General features: G+C 36.0%; 27 protein-coding genes and 1 pseudogene. 4 read left to right on the forward strand and 24 right to left on the reverse strand.

Annotation, left to right across the window (positions count from 1 at the left end):
- Window positions 1-32: 32 nt before the first annotated feature.
- From BM157_RS08085 to BM157_RS08130, 12 genes are all read right to left on the reverse strand, one after another.
- Complete coding sequence (locus BM157_RS08085) at window positions 33-827, reverse strand: class I SAM-dependent methyltransferase (RefSeq protein ID WP_090140624.1); 795 nt, start codon at window positions 825-827, stop codon at window positions 33-35.
- A gap of 12 nt (window positions 828-839) precedes the next feature.
- Complete coding sequence (locus BM157_RS08090; protein ID WP_090140627.1) at window positions 840-1,337, reverse strand: class I SAM-dependent methyltransferase; 498 nt, start codon at window positions 1,335-1,337, stop codon at window positions 840-842.
- 283 nt (window positions 1,338-1,620) lie between these two features.
- A complete protein-coding gene (locus BM157_RS13235) occupies window positions 1,621-1,779 on the reverse strand; it encodes a LysR family transcriptional regulator (RefSeq protein ID WP_172678513.1) in 159 nt (52 codons plus the stop codon).
- A gap of 173 nt (window positions 1,780-1,952) precedes the next feature.
- Window positions 1,953-2,363, reverse strand: a complete 411-nt coding sequence (locus BM157_RS08095; protein WP_090140629.1) for a peptide deformylase — start codon at window positions 2,361-2,363, stop codon at window positions 1,953-1,955.
- Between the two features lie 32 nt (window positions 2,364-2,395).
- The gene (locus BM157_RS08100; protein WP_055306670.1) at window positions 2,396-2,614 is read right to left on the reverse strand and encodes a hypothetical protein; all 219 of its coding nucleotides are present in this window, start codon (window positions 2,612-2,614) and stop codon (window positions 2,396-2,398) included.
- Window positions 2,615-2,658: 44 nt separating this feature from the next.
- Window positions 2,659-3,198, reverse strand: coding sequence for a nitroreductase family protein (locus BM157_RS08105; RefSeq protein ID WP_090140632.1), 540 nt, complete (start codon window positions 3,196-3,198; stop codon window positions 2,659-2,661).
- Window positions 3,199-3,404: 206 nt separating this feature from the next.
- On the reverse strand, window positions 3,405-4,136 hold the full coding sequence (locus tag BM157_RS08110; protein ID WP_090140634.1) for an AlkZ-related protein: 732 nt from the start codon (window positions 4,134-4,136) through the stop codon (window positions 3,405-3,407).
- Window positions 4,137-4,240: 104 nt separating this feature from the next.
- The gene (locus BM157_RS08115) at window positions 4,241-4,543 is read right to left on the reverse strand and encodes an alpha/beta hydrolase family protein (RefSeq protein WP_456361690.1); all 303 of its coding nucleotides are present in this window, start codon (window positions 4,541-4,543) and stop codon (window positions 4,241-4,243) included.
- Complete coding sequence (locus BM157_RS13005) at window positions 4,444-4,662, reverse strand: hypothetical protein (RefSeq protein WP_055306558.1); 219 nt, start codon at window positions 4,660-4,662, stop codon at window positions 4,444-4,446. Before BM157_RS13005 ends, BM157_RS08115 begins: the two co-directional genes overlap by 100 nt.
- Window positions 4,663-4,692: 30 nt before the next feature.
- On the reverse strand, window positions 4,693-5,193 hold the full coding sequence (locus tag BM157_RS08120) for a pyridoxamine 5'-phosphate oxidase family protein (RefSeq protein WP_055306557.1): 501 nt from the start codon (window positions 5,191-5,193) through the stop codon (window positions 4,693-4,695).
- A 62-nt stretch (window positions 5,194-5,255) separates the two neighbouring features.
- On the reverse strand, window positions 5,256-5,465 hold the full coding sequence (locus BM157_RS08125) for a hypothetical protein (protein ID WP_022203749.1): 210 nt from the start codon (window positions 5,463-5,465) through the stop codon (window positions 5,256-5,258).
- 65 nt (window positions 5,466-5,530) lie between these two features.
- A complete protein-coding gene (locus tag BM157_RS08130) occupies window positions 5,531-5,752 on the reverse strand; it encodes a Lar family restriction alleviation protein (protein WP_055174545.1) in 222 nt (73 codons plus the stop codon).
- A 268-nt stretch (window positions 5,753-6,020) separates the two neighbouring features.
- On the opposite strand from BM157_RS08130, the gene BM157_RS13010 reads away from it, so the two are divergent.
- Window positions 6,021-6,176, forward strand: coding sequence for a hypothetical protein (locus BM157_RS13010; protein ID WP_318255874.1), 156 nt, complete (start codon window positions 6,021-6,023; stop codon window positions 6,174-6,176).
- Between the two features lie 54 nt (window positions 6,177-6,230).
- Window positions 6,231-7,115: pseudogene (locus BM157_RS08135) on the forward strand (aldo/keto reductase); the annotation flags it as partial.
- 190 nt (window positions 7,116-7,305) lie between these two features.
- Here the strand turns inward: BM157_RS08135 and BM157_RS08140 are convergent.
- The 8 genes from BM157_RS08140 to rsxC all read right to left on the reverse strand — a co-directional run bounded on the left by BM157_RS08140 (window position 7,306) and on the right by rsxC (window position 13,736).
- The gene (locus BM157_RS08140; protein WP_090140638.1) at window positions 7,306-7,698 is read right to left on the reverse strand and encodes a pyridoxamine 5'-phosphate oxidase family protein; all 393 of its coding nucleotides are present in this window, start codon (window positions 7,696-7,698) and stop codon (window positions 7,306-7,308) included.
- Window positions 7,699-7,926: 228 nt separating this feature from the next.
- Window positions 7,927-8,496: a hypothetical protein gene (locus BM157_RS08145; RefSeq protein ID WP_090140640.1), complete on the reverse strand. Its 570-nt coding sequence runs from the start codon at window positions 8,494-8,496 to the stop codon at window positions 7,927-7,929.
- A gap of 214 nt (window positions 8,497-8,710) precedes the next feature.
- Window positions 8,711-9,508, reverse strand: coding sequence for an RnfABCDGE type electron transport complex subunit B (locus BM157_RS08150; RefSeq protein WP_055174535.1), 798 nt, complete (start codon window positions 9,506-9,508; stop codon window positions 8,711-8,713).
- A 12-nt stretch (window positions 9,509-9,520) separates the two neighbouring features.
- Window positions 9,521-10,093: an electron transport complex subunit RsxA gene (rsxA, locus tag BM157_RS08155; RefSeq protein WP_022203743.1), complete on the reverse strand. Its 573-nt coding sequence runs from the start codon at window positions 10,091-10,093 to the stop codon at window positions 9,521-9,523.
- Between the two features lie 16 nt (window positions 10,094-10,109).
- Window positions 10,110-10,775: an electron transport complex subunit RsxE gene (rsxE, locus tag BM157_RS08160; protein ID WP_022203742.1), complete on the reverse strand. Its 666-nt coding sequence runs from the start codon at window positions 10,773-10,775 to the stop codon at window positions 10,110-10,112.
- Window positions 10,768-11,430, reverse strand: a complete 663-nt coding sequence (locus tag BM157_RS08165; protein WP_022501997.1) for an RnfABCDGE type electron transport complex subunit G — start codon at window positions 11,428-11,430, stop codon at window positions 10,768-10,770. The genes rsxE and BM157_RS08165 overlap by 8 nt, the downstream gene beginning before the upstream one ends.
- Before the next feature lies 1 nt (window position 11,431).
- Complete coding sequence (locus BM157_RS08170) at window positions 11,432-12,403, reverse strand: RnfABCDGE type electron transport complex subunit D (protein WP_055174533.1); 972 nt, start codon at window positions 12,401-12,403, stop codon at window positions 11,432-11,434.
- A 13-nt stretch (window positions 12,404-12,416) separates the two neighbouring features.
- Window positions 12,417-13,736: an electron transport complex subunit RsxC gene (gene rsxC / locus BM157_RS08175; protein ID WP_022501999.1), complete on the reverse strand. Its 1,320-nt coding sequence runs from the start codon at window positions 13,734-13,736 to the stop codon at window positions 12,417-12,419.
- A 252-nt stretch (window positions 13,737-13,988) separates the two neighbouring features.
- On the opposite strand from rsxC, the gene BM157_RS08180 reads away from it, so the two are divergent.
- Complete coding sequence (locus BM157_RS08180) at window positions 13,989-15,143, forward strand: ribonuclease H-like domain-containing protein (RefSeq protein WP_022502000.1); 1,155 nt, start codon at window positions 13,989-13,991, stop codon at window positions 15,141-15,143.
- Here BM157_RS08180 and BM157_RS08185 read toward each other — a convergent pair.
- Window positions 15,112-15,891, reverse strand: coding sequence for a CheR family methyltransferase (locus BM157_RS08185; protein WP_022502001.1), 780 nt, complete (start codon window positions 15,889-15,891; stop codon window positions 15,112-15,114). The genes BM157_RS08180 and BM157_RS08185 overlap by 32 nt on opposite strands.
- Window positions 15,892-16,250: 359 nt before the next feature.
- Between BM157_RS08185 and BM157_RS08190 the strand changes: the two genes are divergently transcribed.
- A complete protein-coding gene (locus BM157_RS08190) occupies window positions 16,251-17,006 on the forward strand; it encodes a YlmH/Sll1252 family protein (protein ID WP_090140642.1) in 756 nt (251 codons plus the stop codon).
- A 206-nt stretch (window positions 17,007-17,212) separates the two neighbouring features.
- On the opposite strand, the gene rpsA is transcribed toward BM157_RS08190, so the two are convergent.
- Genes rpsA through cmk form a run of 3 tightly spaced genes read right to left on the reverse strand, consistent with a single transcriptional unit; the run spans window position 17,213 to window position 19,814 of the window.
- Window positions 17,213-18,298: a 30S ribosomal protein S1 gene (gene rpsA, locus BM157_RS08195; RefSeq protein WP_022502003.1), complete on the reverse strand. Its 1,086-nt coding sequence runs from the start codon at window positions 18,296-18,298 to the stop codon at window positions 17,213-17,215.
- On the reverse strand, window positions 18,267-19,133 hold the full coding sequence (ispH, locus tag BM157_RS08200) for a 4-hydroxy-3-methylbut-2-enyl diphosphate reductase (protein ID WP_090140644.1): 867 nt from the start codon (window positions 19,131-19,133) through the stop codon (window positions 18,267-18,269). Before ispH ends, rpsA begins: the two co-directional genes overlap by 32 nt.
- 15 nt (window positions 19,134-19,148) lie before the next feature.
- Window positions 19,149-19,814, reverse strand: a complete 666-nt coding sequence (cmk, locus tag BM157_RS08205) for a (d)CMP kinase (RefSeq protein ID WP_090140646.1) — start codon at window positions 19,812-19,814, stop codon at window positions 19,149-19,151.
- Window positions 19,815-19,852: the final 38 nt, after the last annotated feature.

Raw genomic sequence — 19,852 nt, forward strand, 5'->3', positions numbered from 1 at the left:
TTAATTATGTCTGATTTATTCAAAAAAATCAACTATCTTTCCATAACCACTATTTTATTAGACATACCGCACACTGCGGGAATTATTCCAAGCACATTATAAACAGGCATAATCACTTTCATACCCTCGACCAGACTTACATCACGCTTCCAGTTAAATGCTGGCACAATCTGCTGTAGATCTTTTCCATTTTTAACACCCCAGCTAAACTTGGCATTACTGCCTTCTATCGATTTTTCCTTCATATGCTTTACAAAGAATGGTGACATAGTTTCGATCATTACTGTTGACTTATTAAAGGCTTTTTCTATAATCGAAAATATCTCTCTTATGTCATTCTCGTGTAAATACATTGACAAACCTTCTATGATTACAAGCACATTTTCTTTATTATATTCAATATCATCTGTATATGAAATGTCCATTGCAGACTTGGCAATCTGGTATACAGGACCATTTTCTGTCAGAAAACACTTTCTTATCTCAATTGTTTCTGGCAAATCAATATTGTACCAGCACTTATATTTTCCCTGCATACGATAACATCTTGTGTCCATTCCACAGCCAATATTGACAACAACCGTATCAGAATGAGTATCCAGATATTCCCCTACCATCTCATCAAGTACAATAGTTCTTGCAATCACACCACTAGCCATAGTCTTATCATTATCTGCTTTGGAAAAATCGTAATCAAGCTTTTCCACTATCTCTACAGCTATGTCATCTTTGATTTTGGCATTATTCTTTTGGGTTTCCTTCGCCCTTGCATATAATGTCTGAATCATTGTTTCAGGAACACCGGTTATCTTTACTTTCTCTTTCATACCATATACTCCTTAAGCTTTTCTTATAACGCAGTGCATTCTCATACCTTTGCGTATCTCGAACTTTTCCACCTTAAGACCTGCCTTTTTGCAGCACTCCATAACTGTTTTTCTTCTGGCAGCCCTTACATCGCCATGCCCCAGCATATTAGCAATAGGAAGCTCTATATTATCCATAAACCACAAAAGCAGCCTGTTATCACTTGTCACATCTCTAAGTATTAATCTTCCTCCCGGACGAAGACATCTTTTCACGCTGTCAAAAAATGCCTGCGGATTAGGATAATGGTGGAAACTGTTGGAACATATTATTACGTCAAAAGCATTTTCATCAAAAGGAAAATTCTCACAATCACCAACAACAAATTCTGCATTAGGAATATTCTTCTTCCTTGCCTGTTCTATCATCGCCGGTGTTAAATCAAGTCCTGTGTAATGGCGGTCTGGATATCTTTCTGCCACTTTTGTAAATTCATCAACTGACAGCTTCTTATATTCTTCGTTAGTCATATTCAGCCCTCCTCATTTAAACAAATGTCATTATTAATTTATGTTTGATTAATCCTGCGTTCTGTAATTATAACTGTAATGTTCATATACTTCACTCCTTTTCAAGCTGCATTTGTTAGTTGTATCTAACTTTATTTTATAATACTCTATTTGAGGGATATTTTCAATATAACAATGCTCTGAAAAATGTTGCTCCGTCAATAACCATTCTGATAAATAACTAAAAAAACATATGCTTTCTTTTGATTTAGTTATTCCTTTTTTTGATATCAGATAAACTTCTTTAGTGCATAAGTCCCTGACTTGTTCTTGTAAAAAGTAATATATCTAATTCATTTTCAATTTTCTTAATAACTTTGCTTAATGCCTGAGATGATACAAATAGCTGTTCAGCAGATTTTTTATATTGTGCGAGACATATACTGATAAGAAATTTCCGCAAGATTTTATGCGTTGGCTACCCAGTTGCAAATGCTAATATAAGAATGTAGGAAATATGGCATATAAAAATGTCAGAAAACCTACATTCTTATTTTATATTTTTAGGTGTATTGTTACACTTCCTTATGGAGGTGAACACTGCATGAAAAACAATCTTTTATAACTTATTCCTAATTATATTACCACCCCACAACAATGGTCTATCTCGTGCTGTATCACTTGTGCCGTAAACCCGCTATACTTCCCGTGTTGTGGCTTAAAATTACTGTCAAGATAGTCAACCTCTATCTCCTCATATCTTATGCAGGGTCTGACACCATCTAATGATAAACAGCCCTCCTCCGTCTTATATTCACCTGACTTTTTAGTTATAACAGGATTAATCATTGCAAACTGAAATGGATCTGCTGCCACTGCTATTATTGACTTATTCACACCTATCATATTGGCAGCCATCCCAACACATATTTCCCTGTTTGCTCTTAAAGTATCTATTAAATCTGTCACAACCTGCCTGTCCGCTTCTGTCGCAGGCTGTGCCTTTCTTGCAAATATCTGCTTTCCTTTTACAATTTTCTTAACCATAATTATATCCTTCTTCCACCGACATTTTAATCCTAATATTCTTTGTCAATATTGCCTTCTATTCCATACATTTCTTTAAATTTTTCGATATCTGCTGACGTTTTTACAAGCATAATATCTTCTATTTTGCCAGTATGAATATCCTTAAATCCAGCCACCTGTTCACCCGTACATATGCTGGTTTTAATTACCGGTTTCATATGCTCTTTATCATATGAATACACTTTTTCCTTCTTTTTAAACAAACCCATATGATTTATCACTCACATTCTCTATATATTTTTTGCTTACTATTTTAATAAAATTTCGCTATATCCGAAACACTCTTTCTCTTAGGCATCTGCGCATCCTTTGTTCCATATCCAACTGCAATAACTGAAACTGCCTGCTCATTTTCTGGCAGATTAAAGAACTCTCTTATTGCCTCACCATCACGAATTCCCATAATCAGTGTATCAAGTCCTAATTCTTTAGATTTAAGAACGAAATTCTCGTTTTGCAGTCCAAGGTCATAATAGCCCCAGCCGTTGGCACATTCATTAACTGGCTCACCTGATAATCTGTCAAATCCAACGCAGTTCTTTACAAATGTTGTTACAACAAGAGCTGCTCCCTCTGAATTGTTCTGATTGAATTCTGGCAGACACTTATGTCTGAATTCTTCAATTTTGTCGTCTGATAATATGCAGTAATATCTAGATGTCTGCAAATTCTTCCACGAAGGTGCTAATATGGCCGCATTTATAATAGTTTCAAGCTGCTCTTTTGTAACTTTCTTTTCAGCATCGTAACTTCTCATACTTCTTCTGCTATTCAATACTTCCTGTAATTCCATAATAATCCTCATTTCTACGCATATTTTTGTACATAACGAGTTTGTGTCAAGTGCACACACACATAAATCTCACGTGTGAAAAATCTATTTTCACACCAATTCTCTTTTATACGCCATTTTTAATAAAATTTTGTATCAAGTGTATACTGCTGATAAAACAGCAAAAACAATAAACTATGATTTATTTCAAATATTTTTTGATAATTTTACTTCAATATCTTCTTAATCTGCTTTTCAGTCGCAGACGGATACAATATGTTCATATGTGCAACTATTTTCTGCCACGAAGCTTCTGGCTTTTCCTTATAATCAGAAGTAACATAATCATATCCATAAATATGTTCTATTGATGAATAAACAGCCACATCCCAGCCATATTGTTCACCACGTTTATTAATACGCTTTCTAAAATCGCAGTTACATATATACATCTGCATCATAAGATTAGCAACAGCACCATCAAATCCTTTTTCACCATCTTTGCCGTATCCAGCCTGTTTCTTTAATTCATTAGAAAATATTTCGTTATCTGCATTTTCTTCCATAAAATGCTTCATAATCTTTTTATGTTTAAGCGGTGCTTTTCCATCCTCATATAACGCATCAAAATCGTATCCGTCACGCCTGTAATTAGCAAATGCAGGAACCCATTTTCTTGATATAAAACCTGCCTTTTTTCCGAAAAACTTTCCATAGATTATATCGTGCTGTCTTGCTATAACCGCACGCCACAGCCACGGGTCATATTGCTCATCATCACACCACCAGTACTCAGGTGCTGTCCATTCTTCCAGAGAAAATCCTTCTATTTCATTCTTAAACAGAGGCAGAAAACCAACATCATTAATGTGTTCGATTGCTTTCTCAACTGTATGTATACACGCTGGATTGTCCCACTCAAGTCCGTGCATAATCCATTCTCCAGATTCATTTCCCATATATTTTACCGCCCAGTATTTTCATATTTATGATGTCAGTGTAAAAATTCATTTTATTACACATTTTAAAACAACTTATCATTCTAACTAGCTGATATAATCTTTTACAAAAATTCTTCAATAATATCCAACACATTATCACTAAAGAATTCACTTCCACCGTGGTCAGCTCCCTCAAGCAAATATAACTTCACATCTTTATTATATTTCTTTAAAGCCTCATATACAACAACACTGACCTTTGGATTTATTGTACGGTCTTTTGTTCCGTGAAACATTAATATTGGTGGCAATGAAACATTTTCACTTATATTACACTCAACCGACATAGCTCTGCATAACTCAGGATTCTTGTCTGTGGTGTAATAATCTGCAAATGCAGTGTCGTACCATTTATATGCGCATATTCCACATTTGAATATATATAAGTTCCCTTCTCATCTCCGCTTGTAGGAATTCTTGTAACTCCGTCTACTGGCTTATCAAAAGAATGGTATTCTTTATATGACCACTCTTTTACTTCCATAAGTTATATTACCTCTTTTTTCTTTTAAATTCACTCTAAAATCTGTCTGCTGCTATATCCCTCTTTCTTAAAATCAGAAAATAATACATCCATTTTCACTGGTGTTACACAGATGAGATTAAGCGGCGACTCCATTTTCTTTAACGCCTCTATCGGTATTTTCTTAATTTTTGCGTGTTCATTATATTTATCAGAAAATGGTTCTATCAGTTCGGCTTTTCCCATAACCTGTATGCTCTTAAGCCTGCCAAATCCATCATATTTATCGAAAATAGCCAAACATACATTTTCATTCTTCTCAAGACCTATAAATTTCTCTCCACCTTCTGAAAACATCCAGAACTTATCATTATGATAACTGTACTCAATCGGCGTACATCTTACATAATCGCCAGTTCCTGTTGCAAGCGCACAGGTATTGTTAGCAGCTATATATTCTTCAACCGCTTTTTTAAGCTCTTCTTTGGGCATTGCTGTAATTCCCTTATTCTTCCAGTAATCAGCCGCCTTTTCAAATTGTTCGTGTGTCATAAAAATGCCTCCCAACATAAATAAAAGAGCGTGACTATTAATCACACTCCCTCATTATAGCATTATTCACCAAAATCAATATCTACTGCTCCATTTGCATATTTCATATACTCAAAAAGCTTAGGTGCTGAAAGAAGTGTAAGTGGATCTCTTTCGTGCTCATCATATTCAAACATCTCAGCCGCCTGCTTTATTTCTTCATTAGAAAGCGAATTCATATACTCTCTTAATTCCATAACTGTCATATTAAAAAGTTCTTCCTGACTCTTCATCGTTTAATTCTCCTTATCTGATATATTATATTATGGCTTATTATTGCACATTCTTGTAAATACTATCAATCTCCATAACCGGTATAGATTACCTTTCCAGTATTCCATAACTCTGCTGTTTTCTTCGCAGCCTCCAGCTTATCATCATCATTTTTATATCTGAATGTGGCTGACTGACATCCACAATCCATACAAGTCACATAAAAACCGTGATCCACTTCTTCCAACAAAGAAGGTCCTAAACACCTTGGACAATCCTGTAGGTCTATCATTTCATAAATTTCCATTTTGTAATACCTCTCTTAGCTGTTTAATTTTAGCTTATTAAATATTATTATATATGATATTGGGTGATTTTTAAAGGTTATCTTTATTATAAACTTAATCATTCTGCTTAAAAATCAGGCATTATAAAACACTGCCTAATACATATATGCATTATATGTTTCTGCAAATTAATGTTATAATTAATAAATAATATATACTATATTCTTTTTATATTGATACAAATTTAAAAGGCAAAAATATTAACATTATATGAAAGAAGGTAAAAAAATGGAATATCGCAAATTACCAAAAGGAACAGAACAGGTAAGTATTATCGGTTTTGGTGGCTCCGGATTACACGAATCACCTGAAAATGAAGCTGTAAAGACTGTACTGATGGCAATGGATAACGGAATCAATTATTTCGACCTCGCCGTATCATAAGCCTGTTCATTTGATTATTATAAAACTGCCTTTGAGGGGTGCAGGGATAAAGTATACCTTCAAATGCATTTTGGAGCAGACTATTCATCTGGAAAATATTGCTGGACAACCAATCGTGATAAAATCGACCGTGAAATAGATACGCTTATGAAAAAACTTCATACAGATTATATAGATTTCGGCTTTATTCACTGTATTGATGAACCCTCTGACCTTAGACAGTACATTAATGGTGGTGTATTAGAGCGTATTAAAGAACTTCATAAACAGGGCGTTGTAAGACATATCGGACTCTCAACACACACTCCTGCAATCGCACATAAAATGCTTGATACTGTAATACTTGACGTTATTATGTTCAGCATAAATCCAGCGTATGATTACCAGCACGGCAAATTTGCTTTTGGCGGCGCACAGGAAAGACAGGAACTTTACCGCCGTTGCAAAAAGGAAAAAGTTGGTATCACCGTTATGAAAGCATTTGCAGGTGGACAACTTCTTGATGCAAAGCTTTCTCCATTTGGACAGGCATTATCGAAAAACCAGTGCATACAGTATGCACTGGACAAACCGGGTGTTATCACAGTTCTTCCTGGCTTCAGAAGCCCAGACGACCTCAAAGAAGTATTGGGATACCTTAATGCCACAAAACAAGAACGTGACTATTCCGTTATAGGTAACTTTGCACCTACTGATGCCGCAGGACGTTGTGTTTATTGCAGCCATTGTCATCCATGTCCTAAAGGACTTGATATTGCAATGATTAACAAATATTACGACCTTGCTAAATCTGGTGATGCACTTGCCAAAGACCATTATCGTAAGCTTGAACTTCACACGGGCGACTGCATACGCTGCGGACACTGCAACAATCGCTGTCCATTTAAGGTTAGACAGATGGAGAGAATGGAAGATATTAAAGATTATTTTGGAAATTAATATTTTATAGTAATTATATAACAGATTGTCCATATTGCTACATTACTACACAATCCTATAACACCTCAACCTTTCATAAAAAACCATATTCGGTGTTAAGCGAGTCAAAAGGTCAAAGAGTCTTATCGTGCAAGCACGAATGACTCTTTGACCTTTTGACCCTTACATCATATAAATGATTTAACGATATTTAAAATTTTACTATTTCTGGCTCGTGTGTAAAAGATGAAAATGTCGCAGTTGCATTCTTAAAATAGAACACTTCAGTGTTGCCATCATCTGCGGAATACATTTTCTGTAATGAAGGGTATGCATCAAGCATAGACTGTCTTGCTTCTTTTCTATCATCTTCTACAAGCTCTCCAGCTACACGCAGCCACTCTCCATCCTTAAATGCACAGATTTCAACTTTCGGATTTGCGTGAATTTGCTTTGATACATCCTTTATCTTTCCAGTCTGAATATACAACTTTCCTTCAAAAATATGTGCTGTCCCGAAAGGTCTTACCCTTGGCTGATCTCCTTCAACTGTTGCTAAATAATATGTTTCTACTTCTTTTAAAAATTTAAGTACTCTTTCCATAATATTTCTCCGTAGTTTTGTTTTTCTTATATGATATCACTTACTATATATTTTGTTAAGAACTCTGCTGTAACTGCCTTAATGAGCCACATACACATATATTTCTATTACTACTCTATCTCATATTCATACATTCTGAATTGTCTGGTTTCCACAGTATCGTAAAATATGTCTTCTGTACTTATTTATTTAAAACCAGCTTTAATATACAGCTTGTCAGCTAAAAATCTATAATGTCATTCTATTCCCACAATACTCACATACCGCTACCTGCTTTTTCACGCCTTCAATCTGCGCTCCACATTTAGGGCAGGTAATATATATCTTTTTAGCAGCTTTAGTAAACATTACATCTTTTAATGAGTTTTTCGTTTCTTTTATAGTTTCTACAATATTTTTAATTCCTGGTAAAGTTTTTGTGCCCTTATTGTTAATTGTAGTTTCCCCTTTAACCATTAATTGTGTAATCTTGTCAATCCATATAGGCATCTGCTTCTTTTCCGAGTCCCGAAATCTAAAAGACATTTGCTGGTTTACGGTAAATATCTGCATTTCTTTATTGCCATCTTTTGCTTTCAAAATCAATACCTGTGGCTTATTATTATACATTTTTATTTGTTCTAAAGGATATTTTTTTATTTCCTTAACTCTACCAAATACTCCTATACAAACATAAATAATATTTTTATTGGTTAATACTAATTCATCCTTAAATACAGGCAGGCTGTTCGTCGTACAGGCAACATTATTATTCTGCAATATAACTGCTTCATCTATATCCAAATTATAATCTGTCAATTTTCTCTCCTTGTATAATTATCCATCTATTTACAATTTTTAATCTAAAACTCTAATATAAAATTTTAAATTTGAAAACTTTATTTATAAATAATATAACACAAAAACCGCTAGTAGAAAACTCATAATGTCTTCCACTAGCGGTTTTATACAATCAATCCATAAAGAACTAATATAATAATTGTATTAATTCCTATCAGACTATACTCATATATTAATTCTGCTTATGAATAATCTTCTTAGGACACTTCTCAGCACACTTGCCACAGCCAACGCACTTAGACTGGTCGATGTGTGCGATATTGTTCTCTACAGTGATAGCACCATACTCACACTGCTTTGTACATAACATACAGCCGATACATCCAACTGAACATACCTGCATAACATCTTTACCCTTATTCTGTGAAGAACAGTTGACTGCATAAGATGCCTTGTATGGAATAAGTTCGATAAGGTGTCTTGGACATGTAGCAACACACTTGCCACAGGCTTTACATTTTTCCTTATCTACTACAGCTACACCATTAACTACATGGATAGCATCGAATGGACAAGCCTTAACGCATGAGCCATAACCCATACATCCGTATGTACATCCCTTAGGACCACCATTAGGTGCTATGTTCATCATAGTACAATCCTGTACACCAGAATATACATAGTTATTCTTAGCCTTATCACAGTCTCCGCCACACTTAACGAATGCTGTCATACGCTCCTGGCTTCCTGCCTCAGCACCCATAATAGCTGCTATCTTTGCTGCTACCGGAGCACCACCAACTGGACATGCACCACAATCAGCTTCACCTGCTGCGATAGCCTTTGCAAGTGCATCACAACCTGCGTATCCACAACCACCACAGTTGTTACCTGGAAGCTCTGCTCTTACATCTATTTCCTTCTGGTCAACCTCAACTGCAAACTTCTTTCCCATAAATCCAAGGAAGAGTCCAAGAAGAAGACCTGTTACACCTACGGCACAAGCCGCAATAATAATACCTGTCATTATTCAATATCCTCCTTAGATTATTCCTGAAAATCCGAAAAATGCAATTGACATAAGTCCTGCTGTTAAAAGAACGATAGGCATTCCCTTAAAACTTTCTGGAACATCATTGTCCTCTGTACGCTCACGTACACCAGCCATTATTACGATAGCTATTGTAAAACCAACAGCTGTACCAAGACCACTTACAAATGATTCGATTAAGTTGTATGAATTCTGTACATTTGTTAAAGCGATACCAAGTACGGCACAGTTAGTTGTGATAAGTGGAAGGTATACACCAAGTGCCTCATATAAAGGTGGCATACACTTCTTAAGTACCATTTCAACAAACTGAACTAATGTTGCTATTACAAGAATGAATACTACAGTATTCAGGTATGTAAGGTTAAGTGGTGTTAATATAAAATCATATATAAGGCTGCATATGATTGATGATATAGAGATAACACCAATAACAGCGCCACCCATTCCGGCAGCTGTGTTTATTTTCTTTGATACACCAAGGAAAGGACACAGACCTAAGAACTGGCTTAATACAACGTTGTTAACAAGCGCTGTGCTTATAGCGATAACTAATAAATTCATCTTTTACTCTCCTCCCTTAGTTCTCTTTTTCTTCATCTGAAACATAGTCTGGAACCTCAGCAGGCTTCATTCCATGCTTTCTCTTTACTCTGTTCATAACAGCTACACACATAGCAAGTACGAAGAATGCACCAGGTGCAAGGATAAATATACTAGCTGGTGTATAACCAAAGTTAGAAAGATCTACAAGTGCTGAACTACCTGTTGAAAGGATTGTTCCGCCACCAAGTAACTCTCTGATTGCACCAAGGATTGTGATAGCACATGTGAAACCAAGTCCCATTCCGATACCATCAAACATTGATGGAAGTGCTGGGTTCTTAGAAGCATATGACTCTGCACGTCCTAAGATAATACAGTTAACAACGATAAGTGGTATATAGATACCAAGTGCATCATATATAGATGGCACAAAGCCCTGTAATAAGAACTGTATTATTGTAACAAATGATGCAACGATCACGATATAAGCTGGCATTCTTACGCTGTCTGGAATAACCTTTCTAAGTAATGAAATGAAAAGGTTAGAAAGCATAAGAACTGCTGTTGTAGAAAGTCCCATTCCGATACCATTGATTGCTGATGTAGTAACCGCAAGTGTAGGACACATACCAAGTGTTAAAACCAGAGTAGGATTCTCTTTGATAATACCATTATAAAGTCTTTCAACACATTTATTCAACTGAAACACCTCCTACTGTCTTAACATTAGCCTTAGCAAGGTCTGCATATACAGCTAATGCTGCATTAACACCCTTTGTTATAGCCTTAGATGTAACTGTAGAACCACCGATTGCATCAATAGAGCTGTCTGATGATGAACCTGTTCCATCTGTTACTACCTTATATTCTGAAGTCTTAGTTCCGTTAAACTGTGCTAAGAATGAAGGATCCTGCTTAGCTCTCATACCAAGACCTGCTGTTTCACTTATTGTAAGAATAGATGTTCCAAGATATGTTCCATCTGTTGAAAGTCCAACAGAGAACTTGATATCTCCGCCGTAACCATCATGTGCAACAACTGTTACTACGAAACCTATAATCTTACCATTCTTAATACCAGCAACTACCTCTGATACATCATCCTTAGAGAAATCTGTTGCAGAAGCTGAAAGTACTGCCTTAGCTGTTTCTGCTACCTTATCAGAAGCATAACTTCCATCAAGTGCTTCAAACTTATCAGCATCAGCAATAACCTCCTGGTAAGCCTTCTGCTTAGCCTTCTCGTTCTGCTGTGCGATAGGGTCTTTAGTTACATTATATACAAGACCAAGAAGGATACCTGCAACAAGTGTAATTGCGAATAATATACATGCGTCTTTTATTATATTCTTCATCTTATGCAGCCTCCTTTGCCTTTTTTTCCGGCTTTTTCTTGCCAAATGACTTAGGTACTGTAACTCTTTCGATAAGAGGTACTAAGAGGTTACAGAAGATGATTGCGTATGAAACGCCTTCTGCTGAACCACCAAACATTCTGAATATGAATGTAAGTAAACCTAAGCAGACACCGAATACTAACTTACCATTAGGTGTGATAGGTGATGTAACATAATCAGTTGCCATAAAGAAAGCACCAAGAATAAGACCACCACCACAGATTTCCTGTAACATATACATAGCATCAAACTGATGTCCTGGTGCGAAAAGGAATATAAGCACTGCAAATGTTCCAATGTAAGAAAGTGGAATTCTTAAAGAAATAATCTTTCTTACAACAAGATATATAGCACCAATAAGAAGACATATAACTGATGTCTCACCGATAACACCGCTTGTCTTACCAATAAACATAGTAAGAAGTGTAGGAGCTGTCTGTCCTACAACCTCTGAACCTGGCTTTAATATAGCAAGAGGTGTAGCTCCGGAATATGCATCACATACGAAGTTAGTCATTGGACCTGTATATGCAATAAGAAGGAAACATCTTGCTGCAAGTGCAGGGTTCATAAAGTTCTGACCAATTCCGCCAAACAACTGCTTAACAATAATAATTGCAAATACACAGCCAACAATCTCAAAACCAATGTTGAGAGTTGATGGAATGTTAAGTGCAATAAGAAGACCTGTAACAGCGGCACTAAGGTCCATAACTGTTATCTTCTTATGCATAAAATACTCATATACTGCTTCAGAAGCCATACACACTGCAATACCAACTATGATACGAATAAGTGCCTGGACTCCGAAGTTATAAATACCAAATATACTAGCAGGGGCTAACGCTATAAGTACGTCTCTCATAATAGTCTGAGTAGTATCCTTGCTACGTACATGTGGATTAGTTGATACGTTAAAAATCTCGCTCACTTTTAATCCTCCCTTATTTCTTTCTTCTGTTAGCCAGAACGATACTTCTCATAGCCTTAATCTGCTGTGTTAATGGTCTCTTAGCTGGACAGACATATGAACAGCTTCCGCACATTACACACTCCATACCATCAAACTTAACGAAACCAGCTTCATCGTTCTTAGCTGCAAATGAAGCAAGCTTAGCTGGAAGTAAATGGCTTGGACATCCTTCACCACATCTTCCACAACGGATACATGCTGTCTCTTCAAGCTTAGATACAACATCATTCTGGAATACAAGAAGTGATGAGCTTCCCTTTATAACTGGTACATCGAGACTATACATAGCAAATCCCATCATAGGACCACCCGATATGTACTTCTCTGGTTCGCCAACTACACCACCGACTGCTTCAAGAAGCTGTCTGTAGTTCATGCCAAGCCATACATAGAAGTTGCCTGGTTCTTTAACACCATCACCTGTAACAGTAACGATTCTCTTAGTAAGTGGCTTTCCTTCAATAACAGCCATATATATGCTGTATATTGTATCTACGTTATGTACGATACATCCTGCATCTGCTGGAAGCATAGTTGAGTTGATGCTTCTGCCTGTTGTAGCATAGATAAGACTACGCTCACCACCCTGAGGATACTTGGTCTTTAAAACCTTAACCTCGATATCTGGCTCAGAGGCAACTGCTGCCTGCATAACTTTGATAGCTTCAGGCTTATTATCTTCAATACCAATAATACCCTTAGCGTGATCAAAGATGCTTAATGCAACCTTTAAGCCAAGTACAATCTTGTCTGACTCTTCAAGAAGTCTTCTGTAATCGGATGTAAGGTATGGTTCACATTCAGCACCATTTACTATAATATAATCAATTCCTTCTGGATTCTTAGGGCTTAACTTTACGTTAGTAGGGAAGCCTGCACCACCCATACCTACTACACCTGCATCCTTAATTCTTTGTAATACTTCTTCTTTAGAAAGTTCTTCTAACTTCTTCGGAGTATACTCAACTTCCTTAAATTCTCCATCATTCTCAATGATGATTGAATTGCACTTTCCACCTGTGGCTAGCGTTCTTGGCTCTATAGCCTTAACTGTACCAGAAACAGATGAATGGATATTAGCTGATACGAATCCACCAGCCTCAGCAATCAACTGTCCAGCAAGGACGTAATCACCTTTGGCAACTACTGGAACTGCCGGCGCACCGATGTGCTGTGAAAGTGGGAAAACCATCTCTCCTACAGCAGGGAACAACTCTTTTATAGGCTTATCCTTTGATAATTCCTTGCCGTCATATGGATGTATTCCACCTTTAAATGTACACTTTCCCATGACATATTTCTCCTTATAAAATAATATATGTTATCATCCAAAGCAATGCAAAAACAGATAGACAACCATAAAACCCAAGCTTAATGATTGTGTATCTGATTTATAATAATTATGAACGATAATTAATATATTAATATAATATATCATTTATCATTAAAAATCTACTTTTTTTTGTGTATATATTCGTATATAATAAACAAAAACTGACATTTTTTTAACGTATACTTTTTGTAATCAAAGGATTTATAATTAATGAAGACTATAACTAAAACATTTAATCTAAACGATATACACAACAACGACAGCAATACTAATAATACTGCTGATAATTTTATCAATAATTCTCTCTGCAGCGAGCATACAATATTTTTTGATATTGAAACAACCGGCTTTTCGCACAAGACAAGCTTCTGTTATTTAATCGGCACTGCTTATATAAAGAATTCCATACTTACCATAATACAGTGGCTTGCCCAGTCCAAGGCTGACGAAGTGCAGGTAATAGCAAGCTTTCTTAATGCTGCCGCTTCATTTGATACACTGGTGCATTTTAATGGAGACAATTTTGACATTCCATTTATTAAAGACAGAGCCGCACACCTTAACATTCCGTACACACTTGATAAGCTCTTAAGCTATGATTTATACAAATGTGTACGTCCATTAAAGGCATTACTAAAGCTTGAAAGCTGTAACCAGAAGTCTGTTGAGCAATTCCTTAACATAAGCCGTGATGATGAATTCTCTGGCGGCGAGCTTATCAAGGTATACAACGACTATGTTAAGACTGGAGAAGCTTCTTACGAAGAACTGCTTCTGCTTCATAATTATGATGATGTATACGGACTTATCCAGCTTTCATCTATAACTGCCTACAATGCTGTATTAGAAGAAAATGTAACCTATACTGGATATTCTGTCGAATATTCCGATGATACTAATAAAAATGGAGATTTAATAATTAACTATACCCTGCCCTGTGCAGTTCCCATACCCGTTATTCATCTTGATAATAATGGATATGCCATAAGAATCAATGGCAATACTATGAAAATCAAACTGCCATTAATAACTGATAATCTCAGATTATATTATAGTGATTATAAGAATTACTACTATCTTCCATACGAAGATACTGCCATTCACAAAAGTGTAGCTGCTTATGTTGATGCTGAATGTAAAGTGAAAGCAACCAGAGAAACAGCATACACTAAAAAATTCGCTTCGTTTATCAAACTGCCTTGTTACAATACAGACAGTCTCCAGACTTCTGAATATATATTCAGATATGAGTATAATGATGCTAATATATACCTTTTATACGATAAAAAAGAACTGCCTGAAGACATAATTCTTCAGGCAGTACATATACTGATTACTTTTTTCTGTAGAAAAACAACTCACTAGATTCATAACCAAGGTCTTTATAATTGATAATCTGCTCTGTATTACCAACAAATAAACAGCCGCCCTTAACTAATGAATCATTGAATTTCTTATATATCTCTAACTTGGCATCTTCTGTAAAATAGATAAGTACATTTCGACAAACTATAAGATGACAGCTCTGAGGATATGAGTCTTTTAAAAGATTAGACTTCTTGAACTCAACGCACTTCTTAATCTCATCTGAAATCTTATAGTACTTATCTCCCATTTTTTCAAAATATTTATTCTTATACTCATCAGGAAGTCCCTTTAAGCTGTTGGCTGAATACACGCCATCTTTGGCCTTTTCAAGAACCTGGTCATCTATATCGGTAGCATATATCTTTATATCTTTAAGTGGGACTTTCTTTGCAAGCACCATTGCAAGTGAATATGGCTCATCACCTGTTGAACAAGCAGCACTCCATATCTTAAGTCTTGGTCCAAACTTCTTAATCAGGTCTGGAAGGATAATCTCATCAAGCTTCTTCCATAACGCTGGATTTCTATAGAATTCTGACACATTAATTGTAAGATAATTAACGAATTCATCAAGCATCTGGGCATCATTCTTTATCGCATTGCAATAACTGTCATAACCTGTATGCTTATTCCTTGCTATAAGTGTATCTATTCTTCTCTTCATCTGCTTTTCTTTATAAGCATTAAGGTCAATTCCTGTAAGTCCTAACACAAATTTCTTAAAATCTTCATAATCTTTAACCATATTGATATCCTCTGTTCTTTCCTGTAACATATTCCGCAGTTGTTGCAATCCCTTAGCTTTATATGGATTTTATCACACAATATTAATTGTGTCAAAATTTTATCATTATATAAAAAATATAAAAACATTACATAAAATATCTAATTACCATATCCGATTAAGCTTACCATTATATTCAATTTTACAATATTCTGGATTTTACAACTCATTCTGCCAATATTGAATTTGCCAATATATTAAACATCGTATTAGACATATATAATTAATTACATTATAATAAACATTAATTTACTATATCAATTTAATCTAAGCACAATGAGCACATATCACCAATTTATAAAATAGAAGGAATTAACACAATGAACGAAGAACAGCTTTTAAAAAGAAAAATAATAGATACTGCCAATCAGGCTTTCAACCACAATATATATACTTACACTAATTTTTTAAGTATAAATGAACTGTCGTCTGTCAACAAAATGAGCAATGAATTATCATTTATACCATATGATGAATGGGGTGGCAATCCTGTATGTGAACGCAAAATAATACGTTTCGGCTCTGAGGAACTCTATGGCTATGATGCCGGTTACCCTATCTCAACTATCCGAATAAGCCCATTATCCGTCAAATTTGCTGAACAGCTTAACCACCGTGATTACCTTGGTGCAATTATGAACCTTGGAATTGAACGCGAACTAGTCGGTGACATTATAATTAAAGTGCCTGATGCTTATGTATACTGCCTTTCGCACATAGCTGATTATATATGTGATAATCTGGACTCTATTAAACACACACACATAAGATGTACAATATGCACTGATGAGATTGAAGCAATCAAACCAGAACTTGAAGAGATACGAATAATTGCTGCTTCTAAGCGGATTGATGCAGTTGTTGCTTCCCTCACCAGATTATCACGCAGTAATTCCAATGAGCTATTTACGTCAAAGAAAATATTCCTCAATGGAATATGTACCGAGAATAAAATCCAGAACTTAAAGAAAGATGATGTACTTGTAATCCGTGGACATGGAAAGTATATCTTTATAGGTGATGAAGCCGAAACCCGCAAAGGACGAAGCTATCTGACACTTATGCAATATAAGTAATTATTCTTCTAATATAATTCGCACCCCAGATTTTGACAGAAAGCTTAAGGAAATTTAACAAGAGCTGTACACCAACATTGTATATATACTTTCTACCGGTTCTACCCAGCATAGAAAGTATATATCACACTAAGGTGTACAGCTCTTATATTATCAAATATTAAGTTACAGCCAATCATCAGAACATCTGACAATTAATTATTAAATTATTCTTCTGTAGCCTCTTCCTGTGGTTCTGCATCATCTAATAATGCTTTCATACTAAGGCTGATCTTCTTGTCAGCTTCGTTAAGGTCTACAACCTTAGCTTCAATTTCCTGACCAATCTTTAATACATCTTCTGGCTTGTTAATATGTTCCTTAGAAATCTGTGATACGTGAAGTAAAGCATCAATGCCGTCTTCAAGCTGAACAAAAGCACCAAAGTCAGTCATTCTTGCTACCTTACCAGTAACAACATTACCTACAGCATACTTTGTTGAAGCATCATTCCAAGGGTTCTGGTCTGGATATTTAACTGAAAGTGCAATCTTGTCACCATTGATTTCCTTGATGAAGCACTTAACTGAATCGCCAACCTTATATACCTTCTTAGGGTTCTCTGTTCTTCCCCAAGACATCTCTGAAATATGAAGAAGTCCGTCTACACCACCAAGGTCAATGAATGCACCAAAATCTGTTACATTCTTAACTGTACCTTCGATTGTATCTCCTTCTTTAATCTTAGAAAGAAGTTCTTCCTGAGCTGCCTTCTTCTTAGCTACGATAAGCTGCTTGCAGTCACCAATCACCTTTCTGTTCTTTGGATCATATTCTGTTAATACAAATGTAATCTCCTTACCATTGTATTCTGAGAAATCCTTAACATAAGAATCTGATACAAGGCTTGCTGGAATGAAGATTCTTGTCTCATCAACAACAACTTCAAGACCACCCTTAATAACTCTTGATACATTAGCTGTTATAGCTTCTTTGTTATTAAATGCTTCTTCAAGTCTCTTGCTTCCACTCTCTGCAACAAGCTTTCTATATGTAAGAAGAACCTGTCCTTCTCCATCATTAAGCTTAAGCACCTTTGCCTTCATCTCATCTCCAACAGAAACAACTGTTGTTAAATCGATACCTGGTGTTGATGAATATTCACTTCTTGTGATAATTCCATCGTGCTTATAGCCTATGTTAAGAACGATATGGTCTTCTTTAACTGCTATTACAGTGCCATCAACAACTTCTCCTGTATGAATTTCCTTCCACTCTTCGTTAGCTAACATCTCTGCAAAATTCTCTGACATTAGTATAAACCTCCTCAATGATATTGTTCGGGGTCGATGCCCCAGCTGTAATACCTATGCTGTCTATGAATCTTAAATCGTTAAGATTAAGATCTCTTAGAGTTTGAATGTAAAATGTATCCTCACATTCGCCTTTACAAATCTCATACAGTTTTCTCGTATTGGAACTACTCTTGTCACCAATGACAATCATCGCACTAACTTTCCGTGCAATATCTCTTGCCTCTGTCTGACGTTCTTCCGTGGCATTACAAATAGTATTTTTAATGGTAATATTGTAACTCTTTTTGTTGATAATTTCAACTAATTCTTGAAATTTATTGTAATTAAATGTCGTTTGGGATACAACAACCACTTCTTTTGCCCTGTCAAGCTCAAGATTTTGTGCTTTTTCGATAGAATCCACTATATATACAGGACTTACTGACCACCCTTTAATGCCCTCAACTTCCGGGTGTTTCTCATTGCCTATTATTACAATCTGCTTTCCTGCCTTGCTCTCCTGCTCAACTATTCTGTGTATTTTAAGAACAAATGGACAGGTTGCATCTACAACTTCATAATTCTTTGTCTTTATGCTCTCATACACATTTTTAGATACACCATGCGACCTTATTATGACAGTAGCATTATCAATACCGTCAAGCTGTACTACATCTGATATTGCCTTGACCCCTTTGCTTTCAAGGTCCTTTACAACTTCATCGTTATGTATGATAGGTCCGTATGTGTATACATTTTCCATTCCTGTTCTTTCATACACTGTATCCACTGCACGGTGAACTCCAAAGCAGAAACCAGCAGACCTGGCAAGTATAACTTCTGCCTCTTTCATATATCCTCCAAATCACTACTTTGCTTTATTAATAACTGTCTTGATGGCTTCCACCACCTCATCAATTCCCATATCAGAACTGTCTACAAGAACTGCATCATCTGCCTGCTTTAATGGTGAAATATCCCTGTGCATATCCTGATAATCTCTCTGTTCAATATCATCTTTTATCTTCTGTAAATCACATTCTTCACCCTTTGCCTTAAGTTCGTCATATCTTCTTCTGGCTCTGGCATCAGAACTTGCAGTAAGATATATCTTTACATTGGCATCTGGAAGAACTGTTGTGCCAATATCACGTCCATCCATAACAACATTTTCTGCTGCCGCAAGCTCTCTTTGCAAATCAACAAGCTTGCTTCTTACAGCCTTATACTTAGATGTCTTTGAAGCCATATTGCCTGTTGCCTCAGTTCTTAAAAGACTGGTTACATTCTCGCCGTTAAGGATAACCTGCTGTTCGCCGTCTTTATATTCTATTGTTATCTTTACATTATCGACTGCCGCATTAATCGCAGCTTCATCTGCGGGGTCAATATTATTCTGGTTAAAATATACTGCCATTGCCCTGTACATAGCACCGGTATCTACATATATATAACCCATCTGCTTAGATATAAGCTTTGCTATTGTACTCTTGCCAGCTCCTGCCGGTCCATCAATTGCTACTGAATAAGACATAATAATCCTCTTTTCTGCCTGTGTTATAAAACACGCTG

This window comes from [Lactobacillus] rogosae (genome assembly GCA_900112995.1).
In the GTDB taxonomy this organism is placed as follows: domain Bacteria; phylum Bacillota; class Clostridia; order Lachnospirales; family Lachnospiraceae; genus Lachnospira; species Lachnospira rogosae.